Here is a 20,604-nt window from a genome sequence, read left to right on the forward strand (position 1 = left end):
CATTAAGGCTATTAGTAAAGGCTTAGCAAAGCCTGAGAAGTTGTCGAAAAGTGCCCGGATCCATACCTCCGAATCGATGTGAAACGCGACACATCCGTGCCGAGTTCGCCTGTCGGGCCGAATCATTCGGCCCGACAGCACGCGACTAGACGGGCTCGGCGGCGATGCCCCGCACATCGGCCAACTCATCGAACGCTTCGACCGTCAACTCGTCATCGAACTCGGCAATACCGCCCATGGTCACCTCGATGACTCGGGCGGTCGCGAGATCGAAGAACAGTCCGGACACCGCCACGCCCCGTTCCTCGATCCCGCGCCGGACCACAGGGTGGGCATGCAGCCGCTCCAGTTGCAGTGCCACATTCACCATGCCGAGCTGGTCGACCGGCCCGAATCCGGCCGATGCCGCGGCACCGGCGACCGGATGTCCGAGCCGGAACCGGTCCAGGCTGGGCCGCGCGTAAGCGAGCCAGTCGCCCAGCCCCGGCCCCGTGTGAACCTCTCGGTGCAGTGCGTCCATCGCCCCGCAACCGGAGTGCCCGCAGACTACAACCGCCCGCACGTCCAACTTCTCCAGCGCGTAGACCAGCGCGGCCTCCACCGAGACATCGCTGCCACCGGACGGGACCAGATTGCCCACGTTGCGGACGGTGAACAGATCCCCCGGCCCGCTATTGGTGATGACATTCGGCACGATGCGGGCATCGGCGCAGGTCAGAAAGAACGTGTCGGCGTCGGGCCGGTTGCGCAATCCGTGGAGATGGGGACGCATCAGATGGGCGTGGCCGCGGTGATAGGCGGCGATACCGGCGGCGATCGGATCCGCCCGATTACCCGTCCGCCGCCACGGCCCGATGACCTCATCGATGACCTGGCGGGAGCGCCCACGCTCTGGCGGGCCCGCCACCGCGGTCGCCATCCGCGCGCTGCCGATTTCCACGAAATCGACTGTGCCACCGGCGGCCTCACGGAGACCGGCCCAGTCGGCGATCAGCTCATAGGAGGCGTGGTCGAGGAAGTCGACCGTCATCTCGATGGTCACGTCCACGTCGGCGGGGACCTTCGCCAGCTCAGCGGTGAGCTTGGGCAGCGCGAGGAAGGTGCAGGTGCCATCGATGGTGATCAGCCAGCGGCGGGCATCGGCCACCGGTTCGGCGTGGATGCTCACCCGCACTACCCGCCACAGCAGCAGGCCGAAGGCGAGTACGAGCCCGATCACCATGCCTTGCAACAGGTTCAGGAACACCACGCCCAGTACCGTGGCGACGTAGACGAACAGATCGCCGTTGCGCCGAGCCAACCGGATATGGGCCAGCTTCACCAGTTGTACGCCGATGAGGATGAGCAGCCCCGCAAGGGCCGCCTTGGGAATCTGCTGCACCAACCCGGCCAGCGCGACCGCGAACAGCAGGATCCACACCCCGTGCAGCACCGTCGCGGCCCTGGTCCGCGCCCCGGCATGGGCATTGGTAATGCTGCGGACGATCACGGCCGCGATCGGCAGCCCCCCGAGCAGACCCGACACCACATTGGCCGAGCCCTGCCCGATCAGCTCGCGGTCGAAATTGGTTCGATGGTCGGGACGCGACTTGTCCACCGCGACCGCCGAGAGCAGGCTCTCCACACTGGCAATCAGCGCGACCGTCACCATGGCCATCGCGACGGCGAACCAACTGCCGGACGGGATCGCGGGCAAACCGATGGAATCGAGCAGCGACCCGTTCAGCACGACACGCTCGACATGGGTCGGCAGTATCAGCGAAAGGATCGTGGCGACCACCACGGCAACGAGCGGCCCCGGCACGACGCGGATCGAGCGCGGGAGGAACTTCCAGCTGATCAGGATGACGATCACCACCAGACCGACGAACAGATCGCCGCGATGCACCGACATCAACTGATGAGGCAGCTGGGTGAGGCTGGCGAACGACGAACTCAGCGAGTTGCCGCCGAGCAGAATATGGACCTGCTGCAGGGCGATGATCACGCCGATACCGGCGAGCATCGCATGGACCACGACCGGTGCGATGGCGAGCGCGCCGCGCGCAACGCGACTGAGCCCGAACAGAATCTGCAATAGGCCCGCGCCGATAGTTATGAAACAGGTAGCGGCCCAACCGAATTGGTGCACGCTCTCGGCGACGACAACGGTAAGACTGGCCGTCGGCCCGCTGACCTGGACGGCCGAGCCACCTAGTAGACCGGCGACGACACCACCGACGACGGCGGCGATGAGGCCCGCAGCGACCGGAGCACCGGAGGCGACCGCGATACCAAGCGAAAGTGGTAGTGCGACAAGGAAAACCACGACAGAGGCGGGTAGGTCATGGCGGCCGACCGCGGCGAGACTCACTGGAAGACTTGCGCGAAGCGGCGACGTCCGTGGTACGGGATCGGTGTCGGTGGACATTATTCTCCTTCGCCGAAACGGCGTGGAGCCGATCGGTTCATCGGTCGAACATGTACTGGCATCGAAAGCGAGCGGCGGGCGAAGCTTTCCGAGAACGCTGGGTGCTACATCTGCTCTGCATGGAGCAGCTTCGTGAAGCGGTGACCCATGACGCGAAGGCCAGGCGCAATAGTAAAGACTTCGCAAAGCACATGGAAAGGCTTATGTTGCAAATGAGGCCAACTGCTATCAAAATGTGACCCGAGTCACAGCATGGCAAAGGGGATCCCGAGTCGGGTCGGTCGGAGATTCGGCGAATACTGCGCCGATAAGAAAGAAGGTCGGGCACTCGTAGTGCACCGACCTTGTCCAGTGGGTGGTCCCAGCTGGTTTCGAACCAGCGACCTTCCGCGTGTGAGGCGGAAGTACTCGCAATTCAGGCACTGGTCACTCCCTTCATTTTCCCTGGTAGATAGACTGTTTGACGTCTGAATCAGTCTGGATCAATTTATTGCAGGCTACAGTCATAGGCCACACTTGGTCAACACAAGTGGCATCGAGCCGAGGGATAGAAATGGAACTACGAGACGGCCAGTGGATCGCGTCGGTTGAGGTGACCGCCGAGACGAAAGCGGATCTCATCAAGCGCGTCGCTGCGGTCAAGCGCACCCTCAAACAGATCGACAAGGAACGCGAACGGGCGCGCCGAGAGAAGGGCGAAGGCGGGCTGTATAAGCGCGGAGACGGGATGTGGGTCGGGCGTGTCGAGCTGCCTCCCGGGCCGGACGGGAAGCGCCGGCGAAGCAAGCCTGTCTACTCCAAGGATCACGCGACCGCGGTCAACAAGCTCAACAAGCTTCGCGAGGACATCGCGAAGGGCATGGACCAACTGGACAAGACGCTCACCGTGGAGGCGTGGTTGCTGCGGTGGATCGACGAGATCGCCAAGCCCCGGATGCGTCCCCACGCGTGGAAGTCATACCGCTCGGCGATCAACACCCGCATCATCCCGGCGATCGGCCCGAAGAAGCTGGCACAGCTGCGACCCGAACATGTCCGGCACATGCACAAGTGGATCCTCGAATCGACCTACACAGGTCGCGACCCGGAGACCGGTGAGAAGAAGCAGATCCCGTACAGCACGCGCAGCGTGGAGGAAGCGCACAACGTGCTGAGTGCAGCACTGGGCGACGCAGTCTCCGAAGGTATCGCTCACCGCAACGTCGCCGAGTTGGTCACCAAACCTCAAGTGCTGTCGGAGTCGCACGGCGCGCTGACTTCCGCTGAGGCTCGCTCCGTGTTGCTGGCGGCGATGGGCGAAGGCGACAGCCTGGTCACGCGCTGGGCGGCAGGGCTCATGCTCGGCGGGCGCCAAGGCGAAATCCTCGGATTGCAGTGGGACCGTGTCGATTTAGAGAAAGGCACACTCGATCTCGCATGGCAGCTGGAATGGCTGCCGCTCAAACCGGGCGCAGACTCCGAAGACCCAAAGCGGTTCGATGTGCGGGCAGGGTTCGAGCACATCCCGCTCTGGAAGGGCGCCGCACTGACCCGCCCGAAGACCACCAAGTCGGCCCGACTCGTGCCGCTGCCCGCTCCCCTGGCGGCAATCCTCAAGGTCTACCGAGAAAAGTGGGAGCCGAATCCCTGGAACCTCTGCTGGTGCTCTGACCGGGGGACGCCGATCTCTGACGTCGCCGACCGCAACGGCTGGAAGGCAGCACAGAAGGCGGCGAAAGTCGCCAAACCTGTTGATGTCCACGCGATGCGGGGTACGACGGCGACGCTCCTTCTGGAAGCTGGTGTCGACGCGAAGGTGATCCAAGCGATCCTCGGTCACGCGAGCGTGGTCACGACCCGTGGTTACCAGCAAGTCGACCTCACCCTTGCGCGTCAGGCGCTCGGCAACTTGGACGCGCTGCTCGCGATCGAGGAGTGAGTAGGGAACACGCCACCAAGGTGCTGAAGAAGAACGCTTACACCTTCAGGAACTCGGCGACATCGTTGATATCCCCTCAAGACGAAGGGTCGATGAGTCGTCGTTCTTGAAGACCGACCACACCACGGTCATGTACGCCGGAAAGAAGGCCCGCAAGAAGATGACTGAGTTCTTCCACAACGTGCACACCGTTGCATCGCCGAAGACTTCCTCCGATATGTCTGCCCATAACCGGGACTTGGCCATGGAGAGTTCTACGAAGTCACCGCGTGCCCGAAGACGTTACGAGCAGACATCCAGCACACTTGCGACACCAGTGAAGTCAAGGACGGCTACGGCCCGCAACTACGTGCTGCCGCGCGGGTCGGACAACGTCAACGAGCTGAAGCACATGTTCGAGCTGCTGAAGTCGCACCATCATCAACTCAATTCTCGATCTCTACGGCCGCAGCGAACCCTCCGACCCGGTCACCGTCGCCGGGGCCTGGACGCAAGGGGAAATTCAAACGCATCGGCGGCCCACTTTACCTCGCGTGCCTCTACCCCAAACGGTGCCCACCGCCGCCAACGCGGGCTACGCCGAAATCGTCGCCAAAAAGGCGATCCTCAAGGACATCTAACCGACGGAAGGCGTGGTCAGCGCTTCGCAGTCTCGCCCACGATGCGATAGATAGTGTTTCGGCCAATCCCTGTCAAAATATGGATCCTGTGGACGTTGACGCCCGCATCGTATGCCTGCCTCACGAGCGAATCGCGCCGCTCGTAGTTCTCGCGCCAGTCCGTTAGTGCAGCTTCGGCGGCCTCCGAGCCTAGCTTCATGTACTCAACGGTACATGTATCGAGCGGTACAGTCCAATTCGGTAGCCACGAGTTGACTGCTCCAAATTGAGCATGTATCGTTTGGAGCAGTCAAGGAGACGAGCGCACCGAATCACATTCGGCGGTAAGGAGAGACGTCGGTCCCTAAATACATAATCAATCAAGCACAGTGGAGCAGCACCAGCCTCCGGCCAAAGAGTTCGGTGCCGCCCCACCCGTACAAGCCCGAACCGCTCCAAACGAGGAGAAGCAACCCGAGCATGAGCAAGCCTACCGTTGAACGCCTCCGAGGCGTAGACGCCGCCCCCTCGGACGTCACAGTCAGTATGAAGCCGTTCGCAGTGACACAGAAGACCGTGAGCGACCTCATCGGCATTTCCATCCCATCCGTCAGCCGAGAAATCCGCGCTGGCCGACTGGCTGCACGCTATTACGGCGCGACCGTCCTCGTGGACTACGAATCGGTCGAAAGGTTCTGGCGTTCCCTGCCGAGCGAAAAGGTTGTTGACCGCGAGTGCGCCGCGAATCGGCGCCACGCGGAGGCCGCCTGACCGGCCTTCCGGGCTCGTCAACTTCTCTCACCACCGCCAATCGGCTCCCCCTCGACGCCGATCTCGCGGTGCCGCAACTGGATTCGTGGCCGACGCAGCCCGGTCCAGCCCCCTCACCCACCCGCAACCATTGCGAGTTCCTCAACGCACCCAGGAGAAACCAATGACCGCCGCGAAGAACGTCGTTGTTCAATTCGCCACCGAACTCGGTTTCGGCTCGCCCGCCGAATACGCCTTCGCCCACCTCCCCGTCGAGTTGAAGCGGGCGTCGGGTGAACAAATCATCCAGGAAATCAAGGGCCGCAAGCCCGCCCGGCTCACCGCTGAAGTCGACATCGCCTCGGATGGGTTCGCCACTATCCGACCTCGCATGGGCTACACGCCGGATGATTTGATCCGCATCCTCGGAGTCGCGGCCGACGCAACCGAAGTCGAATCCTTCACGAACACCACGATCGAAGTCCTCGACGAGTTCTGAGCCACGTAACGAAAGAAGCTGGACGCGACTGCCATTCGCGTCCAGCTCTGGGATTTCCGTTTGCCTGCCCGCAAAAGCAGACCAACCCATCCGAATATCGGGGGAAGTTTTGGAAGACGAGATTCAGAATAGCAAGGCGACCAGCGGTTTTCAAGCCCGCGAATCCGTTCCCACGCAATTGCGTCGTCGCCGCGCCGCTTCTCGCCGTATGCCTGGCGGCGACGCGTGGCCGCGCCAATACGCCCGCCCTCACCGACGCAACAGCCACCAACTGGAGGCGTGGCAGGCCGCTGCCGACACGATCACCGCTGCCGGTCTCGCGCCGGTGATCCCGCTCGATGTGCAGCGTGCCATGCGATCCCGCGCCACCCGACCCAACACCGGAGGAATGGAGGCTGCTGCGTGAGCGTCCAGGCAACCCGATGGGCTGCGCGGAAGGTGCTGATCGAGGACGGCACCTTGAAGTGCGTGCTGATGATCATGGCCGACGTTGCTGGCCCACGCGGCGAGGGAGTGTGGCTGTCTCAGGAAACCCTGGCTTTGCGGACCGGGTTCACCGACCGCACTATCCGGCGCTCGCTCGAAAAACTCAAGGCACTCGGTCTAATCAAGCCAGGAAACCCCGAACTTGTCGCACATCTCGCCAAGGATGAGCGCCCCCTTGTTTGGAATCTGAATCTCACTCGCACGATCGACCAAGGTGAAGTGCACCGCAAGCCACGAAAGCTGAGCAAGAAATCCGCCATACCCCAGGACACTGAGTCCAAAAAGGACCGGACACTGAGTCCAGAAGGACCGGACAGTGAGTCCAAAACCCCCGGACTCACTGTCCTACAAAGCGTTAGTGAAGCGTTAGTAGAAGCAAACGACGCTCGCGAAGTTCGCCAGTCACCACTACTCACCGTCGTTCCCGATCCAGTCGAGATGGCCGACGAAGCCGAACCATTCGAAGAGTTCTGGGACGCGTATCCCAAGCATGCGAAGCGCGATGAAGCCCGTGCCGAGTGGGACAGCGCGATCGAAGAAGGCGCCGACCCTCAAACGGTGATCGACGCAGCCCGCCGTTTCGCCGCCGACCCCGAAACCCAGCGACTAATGAACACACCCAAAGAACGCCGCTTCATGCCGTACGCGCGGACATGGCTGAACGACCGCGCCTGGAAGGACTGGAGCACGCCGCTCCGCGCCGTCTCCGGCGACAGCTACACCCCCCAAACCCCGCGACCCATAAACCCCAACTGGCAAGAAATCTGAGGACGAAACCAGTGACTGATGTCAACAGCTACGACTTCACCGCCGAGCAAGCCCTCATCGGCGCCGTCATGCTCGCCCCCGAAGCGGCAGCCACACACTTCCTCGGCATCCGCCCCGAAGACTGGTACACCCCAGTCTTCCGAGACGTCGCGGTCATCATTCGCAGCCTCATGGCCGACCGTAAACCAGTCGACCCCACAACCGTGCTCATCGAAGCCCAGAACCGTGGGCTCGCGGGCCGGAAGATTCCGCCAACCGTGCTCATCGAAGCCCACCAGGCGGCAGCGGTCCCCGCTTCCGTGCCCGTCCTCGCCGAGCGCATCCGAAACCTCTCCGCCGCACGGAAACTCTCCGAGGCCGGAATTCGTGTTGCACAACGCATGGACAGCGCCTGGACGTCAGGTGCGGATCGCGCCGACATCGACGCTGCGCTCGCCGAAATGCGGCGCGCCTGCGACGAAGCCGAGCAGATCGCCGCCGACCCCACCAGCAACCCGCCCACGCCGATGGGCGACTTCCTCGCCCAATCGTCGCAGCACAACTGGATCGTGCCCGGACTTCTCGAACACATGGACCGCATCATCCTCACGGGAGCCGAGGGCGGCGGCAAATCGGTCCTCTGTACCCAGATCGCATGCACGCTCGCTGCGGGATTGCATCCCTTCACTGGGAACCCTCTCGGCCGCGACGGCTACCGCGCACGAGTGCTCGTCATCGACTGCGAAAACTCGCCCGCCCAATCCCGGCGCCGCTACCAGTGGGTCACGCGAATGGTTAACGACCGCAGGGCCAACCACGGGCTCACCGCAGTCGACTGGAACGACGCCATGTCCATCGAAGTACGGCCCGCCGGCATCGACCTGCGCACCGGGGACGACACGGCCTGGCTGGAACGCGCCATCGCTGACACCAATCCCGACCTCCTCGTCCTCGGCCCCCTCTACAAGCTCCACCGAATGAACCCGAACGAAGAACAACCCGCCCGAGACGTCGTCTGGGTACTCGACGGACTCCGCGAACGCTACGGCTTCGCACTCCTCACAGAAGCGCACGCAGGCAAAGCAACCACCGGTGACGGCCGCCGCAACATGTCACCGATTGGCGCTAGCCTCTGGCTCCGATGGAGCGAATTCGGATTCGGGCTCGCCCGCGCCGCAGACGACCCCGGCAAAGGCCGCGCCGAAATCGTCGACGTCGTGTCCTGGCGTGGATCCCGAGAAGAACGCGACTGGCCCTCGAAACTTCAGCACTCGCCGATTCTCCCGTGGATGCCCGCGGATCCGGACTACTACGACCAGGTAAGGAAGTCGCAGTGAGCGTCGCGCCACCGCCCAACGACGGGCACACCATCGTCCGCGTCGTCGAAGCCTTCGCGCGCCACTGGCCCCACCTGAAACCGCCAATATTCCGGGCCGCGGACGTTCTGCCGCTGCTGCACGGCGACGACCGCGAATACACCGCAGCATCGGCCCTCCTAGAGGCGGGCAGAGTCTGGTACCCGGACGGCGAAAGTCCCTGAACCAGTAGAGACACCAGATCAAACCATCCCAACCCATCCACACCAACCCGGAGGCAACAGATGCCTAACCCCCTGCCATCCAACACCGATTCCGCGCAGCAGGACGAGCCCGGCCGATGCCCGATCTGCCTTCACCCCGGATGCACGGACTGCACCAGCTTTACGCGGTTCGTAGAGCACTTCGGCGATCTCACCGAACCGACCGGCGTATGGGTCGTCGCCGGAACCAGTTGGGGCTATGAAGGCCCCGGCTACGTGATCCCCTACCCCAACCAGTTCGAAGCGTTGCAGGCCGCGAATGAAACCGACTACCACCGCGCCCGGTTCGTGCCGTACGGGACCGACCTCAACGACGTCATGAACGGACGCGTCAACCCAGCCACACCGCAACACGAGCACGCCCCGAGTTGCCCCATCTGTCAGCGCGCGGCCTGACATCACCCCGAACCTCCTGCCCGTGCAGACCATTCCGACGACCGATGCCCACAGCCAGTCGCAGCCGGTGGGCACCCGTCTATCGGTCATCTACTCCGGGAGGCTGTAGTCCCAACTGTTGTGCCCTCGGCCCGGCGTCGTCCAGGTAATGCGGAGACCCGCCTTGCCGACACTGATCTTGCGCTTGATCTTCAGGTCGAAGTGCTCGCCCGGACCGCGCGACGTCGTCACGGCGTTCTCGTGGATTTCGGCCGAGCTGACCGGCTTCAGCTCGACATTGCCGATCGGCGTCAGCGTGATCATCACAGCCTGTTCGCCGGTGTTGTTCGCGAAGCGAAACAAGCCATCGGACGGACTATCCACTGCCCAAGGTTCCACGTACAGCTCCTCTGATGTTGGTTGAAGCATTGATAGATACGCGGCCTACATCGCCCCCGATTCATTGCCGTTACCGGCTGACCGGCGTGTTGTTTCATACGGCGCGCCTCATGGATACCAAGCACGCATCGGATAGTCGACCGCTCGCAAATCCGAGATTGCATCCATCAAATAGAATTGATCTTGGGCAAAATACCGCCCACACGCCGGGGAAAATTCACCACAACCCGGTTCCCGAGGCAAGGTTCAATCGCATGCCTAACACCAACCATCAACATGAATGCCGTCGCGGAGGAAAATGCCAAAACCGCTACCGCGACACCGAAGGCCACATGCACGGCGCAGCAATCGAAGACGCCGGGAAACTCTGCCGAAACTGCGAAGAACACGCCTTCAACGCCATCCGAAAACTCGCAGACGACTACCAAGCCCTCGCACAGGCATCCACCAACCCAACCGGCACCCGAACCAATGAGCCGCGCGTGAAACGCACGCCAGGCCACGCAGTACCGATCAACTTGAACGCGTACGAGCTGATGGCACGAATCGACGACGAACTGTTGCGATGGGCATTACGGCTCGATCGCGACCTCGACGACTTCCCAACCAATCCGCAAAAACGCGTCAACCGATGCCTCACCTCGCTATCCGTACGCCTCGGCACACTCATCGACCAGCCCACCCACCTCTTCGATGCGCTACTCCCCCACTACGAAGGGGGCGATTACCTCGGCCGCGAAGCCCTCGATGGCGTCGGAGCCGTAATACGGCTCGCCAACTACCATCGACACGCACAACAGATCCTCGGCCTCACCGAGACAACAATCTCCTATCTCACCGTCGAAACCTGCCACGTCTGCGGGCAACGCAAACTCATAGCCCAGCACGAACAGGAACTCATTAGCTGCCGCAACTGCGGCAACGTGTGGGACCAAGACGAATTCACGCGCCTGAACAACCCGCTCGCCGCATGACCAGACGCAGCAACCTCGAATGGGCTCGCGACATCGCCCGCATCTACCGCAACGCCCTACGCGCTGCAGCCCCGGACAAGTGCACCGAACTCGACGAGCTAGCACGCGCGCGCGGACAAAAATGGATCGCACCCACCGAACTACCCGCCGAAGCGGTAGAAGCCGCCCTAGAAGCCGAACTACCGCCAAAACAGATCGAAGAATACTTCGCCGTCCCCGCCTCGACTCTCTACGCCTGGGCGTCAAAAGGTCTATTAACCAACCGCGGACGGAAGGGCGCACCGCTCTATCTCGTGTCGGAAATTCTAGCCGTGGAGGCGCGTAACCGTGCAGCATGACCTTCCATCATCCGGAACACGATTTGACTCTTCCGGTAAGATAAAAACAGCCCTGGATTCCCCCATGCCAAAAACGGCTACGGGTCGACAGAAACGCCGGACCACACCATCTGAATACACTATCGTCCGAGCAATCCACCCAGCCAGTCGGCAATTCATTTGCGCTGATAGAAGCGCTATTCACACTCCATGGGGAATCAATCTCCCTCCTCACGGCGGGTTGGTGAATCGCCTCCGGGACGCGAGTTCCTTTGCGTCCCGGAGGCGAGCGGGCAACAGCCTTCAACCACAGAGTGGCACCGTTCACGGCCTCGAAATTCGGGCAGAAATCGCCCCAAAACAGTCTACGTGACCAAGATCACAATCAATTCTTGCTGCGGTACGAAAGAGGCCAAATGACCCGTCGACGCGACCAATGGGCAACAGCAACATGCCGTCAAGAACCACACCAAGAATGGGCGCGACAAAACCACGGATCATTCTGGGACTTCTGCATCGACGGCGAGAAAACCAAAGCCCGGCAGCAACGCCACACCAAAGCGGCCGAATACTGCCTCAGCTGCCCGCTGCGCACCCAATGCGAGCAATACCACCAACAGCTCTCCCACGAAGCCGGACAGACCATCGTCGGCATCTGGGCAGGACGCTTGTTCACCGACAAACCGAATGCCCACTCCAGCAACATCATTGCCGCATAGCCAAAGCCGCCCGCGGCGAAGCTACTACCCTCACCGCAACCAAGCTGCGGAGGAGGCACCATGCTGGAACGCGAGTGGCTCACACCTCGCCAAGTCGCTGCCCTTACCGGGTACTCGCCGAAGACGTTGTCGAACTGGCGTCACATGAACCCGCAGAAGGGGCCGAAGTGCTTCAAGGTGCACGGCCAATACCGGTATCTACGTGACGACGTCCGCGAATGGATGGAGCGGCAAGTCAAGGGCTGCCCGGCAACATGCCAGAAGTATTGCGGCAACTGCGATATGAAGGAACCCTTCTAATGCCGAAATTCGCGAATCGCGTCACCCTCGATCTCGCAACCAAGAAGCTGTACGTCGATGACGTCGAGTTTCCCTGGTACATCAATGAAGACGGACCAACCATCAACAACCTTCCCCCTTCGGTCTATGTGCCGTCCGTGACGGTGACGTTCTTCCCGAAGGACGTCGAGGTGGATTCGACAAACAAGAAGCTGTTGGTCGACGGACAGGAATTCCCCTGGCTGATCAGTGAGAAGGGGCCGATCGTCAACAACCTCGACGCGCCCGATGGACTCCCCAGCGTGACCCTCACATTCTTCGTGCGCGACGTCGAGGTGATCCCCGAGAACCCGGAGCAGACCAATGAGGCCGCTGCGTAAGCACCTGGCCAACCGGCTCACCCGAATCGCCAATCGCATCTACCCATGGCACATGCGATTCGACGGCACACAGCCGCTAGACCTGATCATCTTCTGATGCGCAGCCGGATACAAGACCTCATCGACGCAGTCATCCTGCGCATCATCCAGGCATTGATCCGCCTAACCCACATCTCCTAACCAGAGGAACACACGACATGAGCATCGACCTCGACACCATCACCAGCGTCATCCGCATCATCCTCAGCATCCTCGAACTGTTCAGCTGATGACCCGCAAAACCCCAGCCGCGCAACCGGATCCACACACCGCAGACGAGCAAGCCGTCACCGACGCAGCCACCGCAGTCGACCAGCGTGCCGACCAGGACGACCCAGCCGAGACCGACCCGGCCCCACTGCGGCCGACCGTCTACATCGCCTGACCACCACATGAGCCGTCGTTGGGGATCTGGTCGGACCAGCACAGCCGAACACCAGAGCTGGGCGCGACAGGTCAAGGCCCGCGACTACTACCGTTGTGCGGTCTGCGGCTATCAGGGCAGACCACATGCCGGCGACGTGGAAGCCGACCACATCATCCCGACATATCGAGGTGGAACAACCACACTCGACAACGGGCAAACACTCTGCAAGCCACACCATCGAGCCAAGACCGAGGTCGAACGTCTTGCAGCCATTGAGGAACGCAACCAGCGTGGTCGACGACCCGCCGAACTGCACCCCAGTGAGCAACCCCGCCGCAAGCCCCTGGGGGAATGCCCCCTGGCCGGTCCCCAGCCGCCCCCAGGGGCATAGCAGGACCGCCCATGCGTGCGGGAGCTTCGGCATTTGCCCAGGTCAGAGGCTCGACCTCGGCTGACCGGCTCGACCGCATAGCAGTTGCTCGACATACACCCAGGTCAGGCTAGGTAATTCGTAACACGACCCTGGTATGCTGATGGCGTGGCAATCAGGCGATGCGATCAGTGCGGGGGTCCGCTCGGGCCGATGGGTGCCCGCGGGCGTAGTGCGTCTTATTGCTCGAATGCGTGTCGACAGAAGGCGTATCGGGCGCGGCGCCCGCAGGTTCCGGCCGAGTTGTTGAAGCGGGATCGGTGGGTGCTGTGGAAGCCGGTTCGTCGGCAGGGTCGGTTCACGAAGATGCCTGTGAGGGTGGATGGTTCGCCTGCGTCGAGCACGAACCCGGCTACGTGGGCGCCACATTCGAAGGTCGCCCGCGCCGAGCGTCGCGGCTTCGTGCTTGGCGACGGCATCGGCTGCGTTGACTTGGATCACTGCCTGGTCGGTGGTGTGCCGACTGCGGCTGCGCGTGCGTTCCTCGCTGCGCTACCGCCCACCTACATTGAGATCTCCCCCTCTGGTGATGGCCTGCATGTGTGGGGCCTGCTGCCTGAAGGGCGTGGCCGTGTGCGCAACGTGAACGGCCTGTCGACCGAGGCGTACAGCACCGGTCGCTTCATCACTATCACCGGTCTGCCTTTTAAGGGCTCGGTGCCGCATCTCGCGGATCTGACTGCGCTGGGGCTTATCGGCCTCGGCTGATATCCCAGCTCACTGCCGCAACGGGGGTGGGCGATTCCCGAAACGGGGAGTACCCACATGTCCGATTCTGATTCTTCGGCGTCTATGCCGATTCCTTCCCCCGATGGTTTGGGGCCGAGCGGTTTGGCCTTGTGGTTCGGCATCGCGAACGATTTCGAGCTGCGTGCGGATGAGCTGCGGATTCTCGAAGACGCTTGCTGCGAAGCCGATTTGATCGACGCCCTCGCGGCGCGTCTCGCCAACGAAGACCTGCTCATCGAGGGCAGCCAAGGGCAGACGGTTATCAATCCTCTGGTCGGCGAACTGCGTATGCATCGAAGCGTGTTGTCGACTCTGGTGGGTCGTCTGCACCTCGACGACAGCGCTGACGATTCGCCAGAACATCTGTCCGACAAGATGCGCGGGCTCGCCAATAAGCGATGGCACAAGGGTGGCGCGTAAGCGCACCGCGGCACTGATCGTCTCCCCCGAAGCTCACTACACCACTCGAATCGACTGGTACCGCGACGAACTCGTGCGCAGGCTCCCCCCGCAAGACCTGATGTGGGAGCCGATCAAGATCGGCCCAACCTGGCAGTGGGATCCGGCAACGGGTTGGCTGTTGCCGGAACGTACGCTGGGTTGGCGCGTGCTGGCCTGGTGCGGGTACTGGCTGCGCGACAAGCACGGGCAAGACTGGCAATTCACTCTCGAACAAGCGCGTTTCATCTTGTGGCTGTTTGCCCTCGACGAGAATGGCGATTTCCTTTATCCGTCTGCGGTTTTGCAGCGCCTGAAGGGCCACGGCAAGGATCCTCTTGCGGCTTGTCTTGCGATGGCGGCGATGTTCGCTGAGGTGACATTCGATCATTTCGATGTCAAGGGTGAGCCGGTGGGACGTGAAGAGTCTGCGGCCTGGGTGCAAGTTGTTGCGGTCAGCGAGAAGCAGACCGCTAATACGATGGGCCTGTTTCCGTCGTTGATTCCTCTGGAGACACGGAAGCATTTCGGTATCCAGATAAACTCTCTTACCGTATTTGGTCTGAATGGGACTCGCCGAATTGAGGCCGTCACGAGTAACCCTCTGTCAATTGAGGGCGGCCGACCGACCATGGTGATTCGGAATGAGACACAGAACTGGCAAAAGTCCAATCGCGGATTTGAGATGGCTGGAGCGCTCGACGGCAATGCCGCGAAGTCTGAGACTGTGGCGCGAGTGCTGGATATCTGCAATGCCCATCGCAGTAATGAAGAGTCTGTTGGGCGGCAGATGCGAGAGGACTATGACAAGTCGGTTGCGAATCCTGATTTGGCGGTGGCTGAATTGGGTTTGCTGTACGACAGTTTGGAAGCTCCCGCTGATGCGCCCCTGACGGGCGAGGATGCGCCCGAGGTTTTGCGTGCTGTCCGCGGCGATTCTGTTTGGCTTGATATCAGGCCGAAGGGGTCGATTGTCAAGTCGATCATCAAGCCGGGTAACTCGGCGAGCGAGTCACGCCGCAAGTGGTACAACCAGGTGCTTTCCAATGATGAGGATTGGATGCAGTACCCGGACTGCTGGGCGAATATGGTTTTGCCGCAGGTGGTTGGCCCAGATGAACCGATAGTGATGTTCTTCGATGGCTCGAAGAGTGACGATGCTACCGCGTTGATCGCTTGCCGAATCAGCGACGGCTACATTTTCACGCTCGGCATTTGGGAGCGCCCGCCGCGTAGCCCTGATGATTGGAAGCAAGACCGCGAGAAAGTGGATCGGACAGTCCGTCAGGCTTTCGGCGATTACACCATTGTCGGGTTCTGGGCTGACCTTTCCCATGCTCGCGATGATGAGAGCGGCGAACAGTATTGGCGCCCGTACGCCGATAGGTGGGCTACCGACTTTGCGCGGGAGCTAGCCAATTTGCCTGCGGTCAACACTGGGCATCGTCGGCATCTCGTGTCTTGGGACATGAGCGGATACACCCAGCAGAGCATGTTTGTTGAAGAAGCTGAGCTATTCATTACGGCGGTTTCCGAAGAACAGTTCAAGCACGATGGAAATAAATTGCTTGAACAGCATGTCAAGAACGCGAAGCGCAATCAGACGAAACATGGTGTTTCTCTGACGAAAGAGCACAGGGAAAGCCGGCGGAAGATCGATGCCGCAGTTTGCGCAGTCGGTGCCCGTCTGATGCGGCGAATGTGGTTAGCGCGAACCCCAACTAAGAAACGCCCGCCCGGTAAGGGACGCGTACGAGTCATGGACTGAATGAGGAGGTGTACGCGCTTTGCCAGTGAATTTTTCAAGCCTGCTGTCGCCTCTGCAACCCTTGCCCGAACCTGCAACTGACTTCACTTTCATGGTGAAAGACACCGCATCGGCATTGTCGCCTGAAGAAGCGGCGTTAGCTTCGCATCTAGGGCGTCGCCTCTTCGATGAGCGTGCCGAGATGATCATGTCGGGTCTGTACTTCGAGGGCCTGGAGCCGATCACTACCCTGGGCATCGCTATTCCCCCTGAATTGCAATGGCTGCGCTCGATTCTCGGTTGGCCTGAGATCGGTGTCACCGCGTTGAATGAGCGTCTTGCAGTACAGGGTTTCCGGTTGCCGTCATCGACGGAGACTGTCGCCGATCTGTGGGATGTCTGGGCTGCAAACAACCTCGCCGAAGAATCGCCGCTGGCGCATCTCGACGCAATGGTCTACGGGCGTTGCCCGATAGTCATCGGCGCCCGTGAGGGTGGCGGGCAACCGGTCATCACGATCGAGTCGCCGTTCGACATGATCGTGCATTGGGACCCGCGGCGGCGTGCCGCGACTGCGGCCCTGCAAACCTACATCGACACCGATCCGACCAGCGAGCACTACTTCCGTCAGCGCGCGGCCTTGTACGTCGTCGGGTCGACCGTCCATTTGGTGCGTGGCGAAAAGGGTTGGGAAGTCACGGATCGTGATGACCACAAGTGGCTGCCGATGCTGCCCGTAGTGCAGTTGGTCAACCGGCCGCGTGTCCGTCAACGGTGCGGCGCGTCCGAGATCACTCATGCTTGGCGGAACACGGTCGACCGGGCTGCCCGGAACATGTGCGCTATGGAGGTCTCGCGGGAGATCAACGCGGCCCCACCCCGGTACATCATCGCTGCTGCCGAGTCCGCGTTTCAGAACGCTGACGGCACCAGCAAGACGGCGTGGCAAACCTACATCGGTCGCATCCTCGCCCTCGAAGCCGACGAGCACGGGAACCTGCCGCAGGTAGGCACTTTCGATGCGGTGAGCCCTGAGCCGTTCACAAAGCTGCACGACATAGACGCCAGGCAGATGTCAGCACTGACCGGGCTGCCCCCGCAGTACCTCGGCATCCTGTCTGACGGCAACCCCGCCTCTGCGGATGCGATTCGGATTTCCGACTTCAGGTTGAAGACCCGCGCGGACCAGAAGGCGACGGGGTTCGGTGGCCGTTGGGAGGAAGCGCAGCGGATCGCACTCTACATCCGTGATCGGAAGCTTCCCCCGGATGCGAATCGGATGGAAACCGACTGGGCGCCAACGGGTATTCCTACGCCCGCCGCTGACACCGATGCGGTGACCAAGCAGATTCAGGCGAAGATGATTCCACCGGAGTCGGATGTCGCTTTGGAGAGGGTCGGGTATTCGGCGCTGGAGCGGGAGCGCATCAATGCTGATCGTCGCGCGGCGCGTGGCCGCAAGGATATCGCCGATTTGATGGGTGCCCTGAACCCGCAACCGGAGTTGCCACCCAGCTCGGAACAGACGGCTGCCTGATGGCTACGACGGCAGAGGTCGAAGAGTACTCGGCTGCGACGAAGGCTCTCGTTGCTGTTGCCGGGGCGCGGCTCGCGACGTTCATGGCGACGGCGCCGGCGCCGGATGCGTTGGCTGACTTCTATACGGAGTTGCTGCGAGCGGCGGGCCGCGGCGCGGCGTCGATCGCTGCCGACTTCTATGACGATATGCGCGCGAAGTCGCGTGCGCGTCGTGGGTTCAAAGCGGTAGCGGCTGAACCGATTCCGGTCGAGCAGGCACGTCGAGTCGTTGCGTGGGCGTCCGCGCCCCGGCCCCGGTTGTGGACACCGCCGGGCAGCGACTCGGAGTTGTCCACGCCGGATCACGGCGCCGAAGACGGCATCGTTGCCGATGGGCTCGGTGACTCCGCGGGTGATTCGATTCGCTCGAATGCGCAGGTAAACCCTGATTCCTTGGTGGATACGCCCGAGGTTCCTGATGCGGAAGACGCCGCGGGCGATACACCCGAGTTGGAGGAGCCGACTCCGGAGGAGATCGCGAGTCGACTCACTCGATCGTCGCAACGCCTGATCATGCAACCGGCGCGGGACACTATCGTCGAATCTGTCGAGGGCGATCCGGCAGACGCCCAATGGGCGCGCGTCCCGCAAGGCGAGGTCACCTGTGCGTTCTGTCTGGTGATGGCGTCGCGTGGCGCGGTGTACAGCTCGCGCGCCGCTGCGTCGCAGGTCATCGGGCGGCGTGGACGCACCCGAGGGAAACGCAAACTCGGCGACTCATATCACGACGATTGCGATTGCCAGGCTGTGCCGTTCTGGGATGACGACGAGTATCCCGAGCATTACGACCCGGATGCGCTGTATCAGCAGTACACCGACGCCCGTGACGCTGTGCGCTCCGGGGACCTGAAGACGATTCTGGCTGAGCTTCGCCGCCAGCAGGGGATCCACTAGTTCTTTCCGCCACCGAAACGGTTGCGGACAAACCCGAAACGGGAGCAGTACCAACATGTCTGAAGACAACATCACCCCCACCGCTGAAGCCGATCAGGCGAGTACCGCCGCCGTGGACTCCCCGCCTACCGACACTCCTGGCGATGGCGTTCCGCAGTCGACCGAAACGGTCGAAGAGCTTCAAGCGAAGCTGGCGAAGTACAAGGACATCGCCAGCACTCAGGAGAAGCGCGCCAAGGAGAACGCTGTCAAGGCCAAGCAGTTCGATGAACTGACTTCGGCGCAGATGTCGGAGTTGGAGCGTGCACAGGATGAGGCGAAACGCTTCGCTGCCCAGGCCGAAAGCTTCCGCGATCGCGCGGTTGTCGGTGAGGCGAAATCCCTTGCCGCGGAATTCGCCAACCCGGCTATCGCGGTCAAGTTACTCGGCGACTTGACGGGCTACGTCGACGATCAGGGCGAGATCGACTCGGCTCGATTGAAGACCGATCTCGACGAATTGCTGAAGCGTGAACCGTATCTCGCTCGCGTCCAGCAACCGGCGGGGATGCGGCCGAACCCGGCTCAGGGGCAGTCCGGTAACCCGTCGTTGACTCCGTCGCAGCGGGTGCAGGAGAGCGAGCGCGCTGGCGACTGGGCGCAGGCGAAGGCCGTCAAGGCTGACATGTTGCTGCAACTCAGTCAGCAAACCAAACACTGATCAGGCGGGCACGTTTGGCCTGCCCAGACAATCCAACGATAAGGAGTAGCTAAATGGCTACTGTCAGCGGGCAGGGAACCGTTTTCAACCTGCCGAATTACACAGGCGAGCTGTACCAGGTTGCGCCTTCCGACACCCCGTTCCTGTCTGCCATCGGCGGCCTGACCGGTGGGGCAACCACCAACTCGGTCGAGTTCGAGTGGCAGACCGAAGACCTGGAGTCGACCAGCGTAAACAACTCGAAAGTTGAAGGCGCGGCTGCGCCGACCGCTTCGGGTGTCTCGCGGGCAAACGTCTCCAACGTGGTCGAGATCCATCAGGAAGCCATCGAGGTCAGCTACACCAAGCAGGCAGCGGTTGGCCTGCACGCGGGCATCAACAACGAAGAGGCCAATCCGGTTCGCGATGAGCTGAGCCGACAGATTGACCTGAAGCTGCGCAAGGTTGCGGTCGACGTCGAAAAGTCGTTCCTCACCGGCGTTTACGCCAAGCCGGGTACGAATGCGACCCCGCGCACCACCCGCGGCATCCTGACCGCGATCACCACCAACGTGTTCGCCAACGGCGGTACCCCGCGCGCAATCTCGAAGGCGATCGTCGACAACGCCCTGTCGGCGATGTTCACCGCGGGTTCGACCCTGAATCAGGCGTCGACCGTGTTCATGGTTGGTCCGGCGCAGAAGATCGCGCTGTCGAACCTGTACGCGACTGCGACCCTGAACCAGCCGACTCAGACCCGCAATATCGGCGGTGTCGCTGTCGACACGATCGTGACCGACTTCGGCACCTTCGGTGTGATGCTCAACCGCTGGATGCCTACCGGCCAGATCGGCATCCTCGACCTGGCGGTGTGCCGCCCGGTGTGGCTCGCCACTCCCAACGGCACTCTCTTCGTCGAGCCGCTGGCCAAGACCGGTGCGAGCACCAAATATCAGCTGTACGGCGAGGTCGGCTTGGAGTACGGCCCGGAGGTCTACCACGGCGCCATCAAGGATCTGAGCTGATGGCAGTTGTCGTTTTCCACGCGACTCACGGCGTGGAGTTCTCCGAGGATGGCACGGATCCGTGGGCGAAGTTCGTGCTCGACAACGAATCGACCGGCCTGGTCAACGGCGTCACCCGGCGCGTCTACCGCTTCGAGACGAGCGACGCGAAGGTAGCGGCCCGGCTGCGCAAGGTCGAGGACTACGGAATCACCGAGGTCAAGGCCGACAAGCCTTCCCCGGTTCCCGAGCAGTGATGGTGAGGGGG

The 20,604-nt window shown here is 61.9% G+C and carries 25 protein-coding genes, 1 tRNA gene and 1 pseudogene; 23 read left to right on the top strand and 4 right to left on the bottom strand.

Going from position 1 to position 20,604, the window contains the following annotated elements:
- Nucleotides 1-145 precede the first annotated feature (145 nt).
- Nucleotides 146-2,410 (bottom strand): bifunctional SulP family inorganic anion transporter/carbonic anhydrase, encoded by a 2,265-nt coding sequence (locus OIE68_RS15355; protein WP_327100036.1) that lies wholly within the window; start codon nucleotides 2,408-2,410, stop codon nucleotides 146-148.
- 356 nt (nucleotides 2,411-2,766) lie between these two features.
- Nucleotides 2,767-2,834, bottom strand: a tRNA-Val gene (locus OIE68_RS15360).
- Nucleotides 2,835-2,963: 129 nt separating this feature from the next.
- Between OIE68_RS15360 and OIE68_RS15365 the strand changes: the two genes are divergently transcribed.
- Complete coding sequence (locus OIE68_RS15365; RefSeq protein ID WP_327100037.1) at nucleotides 2,964-4,328, top strand: site-specific integrase; 1,365 nt, start codon at nucleotides 2,964-2,966, stop codon at nucleotides 4,326-4,328.
- 425 nt (nucleotides 4,329-4,753) lie between these two features.
- Nucleotides 4,754-4,939, top strand: a pseudogene (locus OIE68_RS15370) (DnaB-like helicase N-terminal domain-containing protein); the annotation flags it as partial.
- 25 nt (nucleotides 4,940-4,964) lie between these two features.
- Here the strand turns inward: OIE68_RS15370 and OIE68_RS15375 are convergent.
- Complete coding sequence (locus tag OIE68_RS15375; protein WP_327100038.1) at nucleotides 4,965-5,147, bottom strand: hypothetical protein; 183 nt, start codon at nucleotides 5,145-5,147, stop codon at nucleotides 4,965-4,967.
- 326 nt (nucleotides 5,148-5,473) lie between these two features.
- Between OIE68_RS15375 and OIE68_RS15380 the strand changes: the two genes are divergently transcribed.
- From OIE68_RS15380 to OIE68_RS15405, 6 genes are all read left to right on the top strand, one after another.
- On the top strand, nucleotides 5,474-5,698 hold the full coding sequence (locus OIE68_RS15380) for a hypothetical protein (RefSeq protein WP_327100039.1): 225 nt from the start codon (nucleotides 5,474-5,476) through the stop codon (nucleotides 5,696-5,698).
- Nucleotides 5,699-5,861: 163 nt separating this feature from the next.
- A complete protein-coding gene (locus tag OIE68_RS15385) occupies nucleotides 5,862-6,176 on the top strand; it encodes a hypothetical protein (protein ID WP_327100040.1) in 315 nt (104 codons plus the stop codon).
- Nucleotides 6,177-6,578: 402 nt separating this feature from the next.
- Complete coding sequence (locus tag OIE68_RS15390; protein ID WP_327100041.1) at nucleotides 6,579-7,430, top strand: helix-turn-helix domain-containing protein; 852 nt, start codon at nucleotides 6,579-6,581, stop codon at nucleotides 7,428-7,430.
- A gap of 11 nt (nucleotides 7,431-7,441) precedes the next feature.
- Nucleotides 7,442-8,746 carry an AAA family ATPase gene (locus OIE68_RS15395; RefSeq protein ID WP_327100042.1) on the top strand — a complete coding sequence of 435 codons (1,305 nt, stop codon included), beginning with the start codon at nucleotides 7,442-7,444 and terminating at the stop codon, nucleotides 8,744-8,746.
- Nucleotides 8,743-8,949 carry a hypothetical protein gene (locus OIE68_RS15400; RefSeq protein WP_327100043.1) on the top strand — a complete coding sequence of 69 codons (207 nt, stop codon included), beginning with the start codon at nucleotides 8,743-8,745 and terminating at the stop codon, nucleotides 8,947-8,949. Before OIE68_RS15395 ends, OIE68_RS15400 begins: the two co-directional genes overlap by 4 nt.
- Nucleotides 8,950-9,009: 60 nt before the next feature.
- Nucleotides 9,010-9,384: a hypothetical protein gene (locus tag OIE68_RS15405; protein WP_327100044.1), complete on the top strand. Its 375-nt coding sequence runs from the start codon at nucleotides 9,010-9,012 to the stop codon at nucleotides 9,382-9,384.
- A gap of 90 nt (nucleotides 9,385-9,474) precedes the next feature.
- Here OIE68_RS15405 and OIE68_RS15410 read toward each other — a convergent pair whose 3' ends face one another.
- A complete protein-coding gene (locus tag OIE68_RS15410; protein ID WP_327100045.1) occupies nucleotides 9,475-9,762 on the bottom strand; it encodes a hypothetical protein in 288 nt (95 codons plus the stop codon).
- Nucleotides 9,763-9,776: 14 nt separating this feature from the next.
- Between OIE68_RS15410 and OIE68_RS15415 the strand changes: the two genes are divergently transcribed.
- The 15 genes from OIE68_RS15415 to OIE68_RS15485 all read left to right on the top strand — a co-directional run bounded on the left by OIE68_RS15415 (nucleotide 9,777) and on the right by OIE68_RS15485 (nucleotide 20,593).
- The gene (locus tag OIE68_RS15415; protein ID WP_327100046.1) at nucleotides 9,777-10,736 is read left to right on the top strand and encodes a hypothetical protein; all 960 of its coding nucleotides are present in this window, start codon (nucleotides 9,777-9,779) and stop codon (nucleotides 10,734-10,736) included.
- Complete coding sequence (locus tag OIE68_RS15420) at nucleotides 10,733-11,074, top strand: hypothetical protein (RefSeq protein ID WP_327100047.1); 342 nt, start codon at nucleotides 10,733-10,735, stop codon at nucleotides 11,072-11,074. The genes OIE68_RS15415 and OIE68_RS15420 overlap by 4 nt, the downstream gene beginning before the upstream one ends.
- A gap of 395 nt (nucleotides 11,075-11,469) precedes the next feature.
- Nucleotides 11,470-11,772: a hypothetical protein gene (locus tag OIE68_RS15425; protein ID WP_327100048.1), complete on the top strand. Its 303-nt coding sequence runs from the start codon at nucleotides 11,470-11,472 to the stop codon at nucleotides 11,770-11,772.
- 60 nt (nucleotides 11,773-11,832) lie between these two features.
- Nucleotides 11,833-12,072, top strand: coding sequence for a helix-turn-helix domain-containing protein (locus OIE68_RS15430; protein ID WP_327100049.1), 240 nt, complete (start codon nucleotides 11,833-11,835; stop codon nucleotides 12,070-12,072).
- A complete protein-coding gene (locus tag OIE68_RS15435; RefSeq protein ID WP_327100050.1) occupies nucleotides 12,072-12,431 on the top strand; it encodes a hypothetical protein in 360 nt (119 codons plus the stop codon). The genes OIE68_RS15430 and OIE68_RS15435 overlap by 1 nt, the downstream gene beginning before the upstream one ends.
- Before the next feature lie 268 nt (nucleotides 12,432-12,699).
- On the top strand, nucleotides 12,700-12,855 hold the full coding sequence (locus OIE68_RS15440; RefSeq protein WP_327100051.1) for a hypothetical protein: 156 nt from the start codon (nucleotides 12,700-12,702) through the stop codon (nucleotides 12,853-12,855).
- 7 nt (nucleotides 12,856-12,862) lie between these two features.
- The gene (locus tag OIE68_RS15445; RefSeq protein WP_327100052.1) at nucleotides 12,863-13,228 is read left to right on the top strand and encodes an HNH endonuclease signature motif containing protein; all 366 of its coding nucleotides are present in this window, start codon (nucleotides 12,863-12,865) and stop codon (nucleotides 13,226-13,228) included.
- Nucleotides 13,229-13,531: 303 nt separating this feature from the next.
- Nucleotides 13,532-13,975 (top strand): hypothetical protein, encoded by a 444-nt coding sequence (locus OIE68_RS15450; protein ID WP_327100053.1) that lies wholly within the window; start codon nucleotides 13,532-13,534, stop codon nucleotides 13,973-13,975.
- A gap of 129 nt (nucleotides 13,976-14,104) precedes the next feature.
- The gene (locus tag OIE68_RS15455; protein WP_327100054.1) at nucleotides 14,105-14,416 is read left to right on the top strand and encodes a hypothetical protein; all 312 of its coding nucleotides are present in this window, start codon (nucleotides 14,105-14,107) and stop codon (nucleotides 14,414-14,416) included.
- The gene (locus tag OIE68_RS15460; protein ID WP_327100055.1) at nucleotides 14,406-16,202 is read left to right on the top strand and encodes a hypothetical protein; all 1,797 of its coding nucleotides are present in this window, start codon (nucleotides 14,406-14,408) and stop codon (nucleotides 16,200-16,202) included. The genes OIE68_RS15455 and OIE68_RS15460 overlap by 11 nt, the downstream gene beginning before the upstream one ends.
- 25 nt (nucleotides 16,203-16,227) lie before the next feature.
- Entirely contained in the window at nucleotides 16,228-17,718 is a 1,491-nt protein-coding gene (locus OIE68_RS15465; RefSeq protein ID WP_327101682.1) for a phage portal protein, read from the top strand.
- Nucleotides 17,718-18,653, top strand: coding sequence for a hypothetical protein (locus OIE68_RS15470; RefSeq protein ID WP_327100056.1), 936 nt, complete (start codon nucleotides 17,718-17,720; stop codon nucleotides 18,651-18,653). The genes OIE68_RS15465 and OIE68_RS15470 overlap by 1 nt, the downstream gene beginning before the upstream one ends.
- Before the next feature lie 55 nt (nucleotides 18,654-18,708).
- Nucleotides 18,709-19,353 carry a hypothetical protein gene (locus OIE68_RS15475; protein ID WP_327100057.1) on the top strand — a complete coding sequence of 215 codons (645 nt, stop codon included), beginning with the start codon at nucleotides 18,709-18,711 and terminating at the stop codon, nucleotides 19,351-19,353.
- 53 nt (nucleotides 19,354-19,406) lie between these two features.
- A complete protein-coding gene (locus tag OIE68_RS15480; protein ID WP_327100058.1) occupies nucleotides 19,407-20,357 on the top strand; it encodes an SU10 major capsid protein in 951 nt (316 codons plus the stop codon).
- Nucleotides 20,357-20,593 carry a hypothetical protein gene (locus OIE68_RS15485; RefSeq protein WP_327100059.1) on the top strand — a complete coding sequence of 79 codons (237 nt, stop codon included), beginning with the start codon at nucleotides 20,357-20,359 and terminating at the stop codon, nucleotides 20,591-20,593. Before OIE68_RS15480 ends, OIE68_RS15485 begins: the two co-directional genes overlap by 1 nt.
- The last annotated feature ends 11 nt before the right edge of the window (nucleotides 20,594-20,604 follow it).

The organism is Nocardia vinacea, assembly GCF_035920345.1.
Taxonomy (GTDB): domain Bacteria; phylum Actinomycetota; class Actinomycetes; order Mycobacteriales; family Mycobacteriaceae; genus Nocardia; species Nocardia vinacea_A.

Excerpts from the sequence above, each read along its gene's own strand:
- OIE68_RS15355 (WP_327100036.1), bottom strand. The coding sequence starts at position 2,410 with ATGTCCACCGACACCGATCCCGTACCACGGACGTCGCCGCTTCGCGCA.
- OIE68_RS15365 (WP_327100037.1), top strand. The coding sequence starts at position 2,964 with ATGGAACTACGAGACGGCCAGTGGATCGCGTCGGTTGAGGTGACCGCC.
- OIE68_RS15375 (WP_327100038.1), bottom strand. The coding sequence starts at position 5,147 with ATGAAGCTAGGCTCGGAGGCCGCCGAAGCTGCACTAACGGACTGGCGC.
- OIE68_RS15380 (WP_327100039.1), top strand. The coding sequence starts at position 5,474 with ATGAAGCCGTTCGCAGTGACACAGAAGACCGTGAGCGACCTCATCGGC.
- OIE68_RS15385 (WP_327100040.1), top strand. The coding sequence starts at position 5,862 with ATGACCGCCGCGAAGAACGTCGTTGTTCAATTCGCCACCGAACTCGGT.
- OIE68_RS15405 (WP_327100044.1), top strand. The coding sequence starts at position 9,010 with ATGCCTAACCCCCTGCCATCCAACACCGATTCCGCGCAGCAGGACGAG.
- OIE68_RS15415 (WP_327100046.1), top strand. The coding sequence starts at position 9,777 with ATGTTGGTTGAAGCATTGATAGATACGCGGCCTACATCGCCCCCGATT.
- OIE68_RS15420 (WP_327100047.1), top strand. The coding sequence starts at position 10,733 with ATGACCAGACGCAGCAACCTCGAATGGGCTCGCGACATCGCCCGCATC.
- OIE68_RS15425 (WP_327100048.1), top strand. The coding sequence starts at position 11,470 with ATGACCCGTCGACGCGACCAATGGGCAACAGCAACATGCCGTCAAGAA.
- OIE68_RS15430 (WP_327100049.1), top strand. The coding sequence starts at position 11,833 with ATGCTGGAACGCGAGTGGCTCACACCTCGCCAAGTCGCTGCCCTTACC.
- OIE68_RS15435 (WP_327100050.1), top strand. The coding sequence starts at position 12,072 with ATGCCGAAATTCGCGAATCGCGTCACCCTCGATCTCGCAACCAAGAAG.
- OIE68_RS15440 (WP_327100051.1), top strand. The coding sequence starts at position 12,700 with ATGACCCGCAAAACCCCAGCCGCGCAACCGGATCCACACACCGCAGAC.
- OIE68_RS15445 (WP_327100052.1), top strand. The coding sequence starts at position 12,863 with ATGAGCCGTCGTTGGGGATCTGGTCGGACCAGCACAGCCGAACACCAG.
- OIE68_RS15470 (WP_327100056.1), top strand. The coding sequence starts at position 17,718 with ATGGCTACGACGGCAGAGGTCGAAGAGTACTCGGCTGCGACGAAGGCT.
- OIE68_RS15475 (WP_327100057.1), top strand. The coding sequence starts at position 18,709 with ATGTCTGAAGACAACATCACCCCCACCGCTGAAGCCGATCAGGCGAGT.
- OIE68_RS15480 (WP_327100058.1), top strand. The coding sequence starts at position 19,407 with ATGGCTACTGTCAGCGGGCAGGGAACCGTTTTCAACCTGCCGAATTAC.
- OIE68_RS15485 (WP_327100059.1), top strand. The coding sequence starts at position 20,357 with ATGGCAGTTGTCGTTTTCCACGCGACTCACGGCGTGGAGTTCTCCGAG.